At 66.6% G+C, this 1,567-nt stretch carries 1 pseudogene; it reads right to left on the bottom strand.

Features of this window, described 5'->3' with window-relative positions:
* A pseudogene (locus EOA36_RS35095) lies at positions 1-1,567 on the bottom strand (kinesin); the annotation flags it as partial.

Raw genomic sequence — 1,567 nt, 5'->3', positions numbered from 1 at the left:
ATTCCAGCGTCTTGCCTTCGGCGTTCTGCAGCGTCTGGCCGACGAGGTTTTCGAAAGAACGCATGACCCTTTCGAGATCTTCCGACTTCTTGACCAGGCCAACGGCGAGATCCTCGAGCGACGACTGTCTTTCCAGCGTGTGTTCGAGGTTGCTCTGGGCCGAGCTCAGGAGGTCCGAGGCGCCGGCGAGCAGGCGGCTGTGTTCGTCGAACTTGGTGGCGATCGAGGCGACCTCACGCAAGGTCGACGACGACAGTTCCGTCAGCCTTGTCGTGTTCGAATCGACCAGACGCGCCGAGCTGGCAAAGGTCTGCGCCGCCTTTTCGGTGGTTGCCGCGAAGCTTTGCGTGCTGCCGGTCAGACGTTGGTCGACCTCGCCGAGGTTGACCGCGGCCTGCTCGATCAACTGACCGAGCTGCGAGCTGGACTTGGTCATCCGGCCGATGAGATCGGCGACGCTGTCGGACAGCGACGAACGGGCGCCTTCGACCGCCGACAAGGTTTCGGCGGTACGGCTGGCCAGCGCGTTGACCAGGGTCGCATTCTCGCTGCGCAGCTTCTCGGTCGCGCGTTCCGTGACCTCTTCCATGCTCTTTTGCAGGTCCGAGCCGCCCTGGGTGAAGCGCTCGACCAAAGGACGCGCGGTTTCGTCGAGGATCTTCGACATCTCGGCGGACCGCGCCGCGAGCATGGTGTTGAGCTCGCGGGTGTTGGCGCCGATCGTCTTGGCGGCATCGTTGGTGCTCTGGCCGATATGCTGGCCGACCGCGGTGAAGGTCTCCGCGATCACATTGGCACGCGTTACGAGTTGCGCCTCGGCGGTCGATATCTGCTCGTTGAGCTTCTGGCCCATCGTCTCGGCCGTGTAGGCGAGCCGGTTTTCGACGCCGGCAAGCGCCTGCTCGATTTCGCGCGCATGCACGGCCAGTTCCTGACCGGTCTGGCGGGCACGATCGGCGACCCTCTGCTCGGTGCTGGCGAAGGCGCCGACAATGGTCTGCGCATGCTCGCCGATCGTCGAGGTGCTGTCGGCGATGCGCGAAACCAGGCGCTGGTCGGCGTCGTCGAAGATGCGGGCGATTTCGGACGCCCGGCTGGACAGCGCATCCGAACCCTCGGCGATGCGCGAGACCAAATGCTGGTCGGCGGCGTCGAAAATGCGGCCAAGGTCCGACGCGCGGGCGGCGAGCGCCTCGGCGGATTCGCCGATGCGCATGCCGAGCCGCTGGTCGGCGCTTTCGAAGTTGCGCAGGATGTCGCCGGCGCGGGCGGCCAGCGATTGCGCCGTTTCCACGGCCCGGGCGACGAGCTTCTGGTCGGCCGCGTCGAATGTGCCGGCAATCTCGCTTGCGCGGGCGGCCAGCTGATCCGCAGTCTCCTGGGCACGGGCGGCGAGCTTTTGGTCCGTCATGTCGAAGGTGCCGGCGATCTCGCCAGCGCGAGCGGCGAGCTGATCGGCGGTTTCATGGGCGCGGGCCAGCAGCGAGCTGGACGTGTCGTCGGCGCGGGCGAGCAAGGCGTTCGACGTATCTTCCGCGCGGGCGTGGAGGCGACGATCGGCCTCCTC

It is taken from the genome of Mesorhizobium sp. M8A.F.Ca.ET.021.01.1.1, assembly GCF_003998025.1.
Taxonomy (GTDB): domain Bacteria; phylum Pseudomonadota; class Alphaproteobacteria; order Rhizobiales; family Rhizobiaceae; genus Mesorhizobium.
Note: the sequence above shows the minus strand (reverse complement) of the source record. Positions and strands in the feature narration are given on the sequence as shown.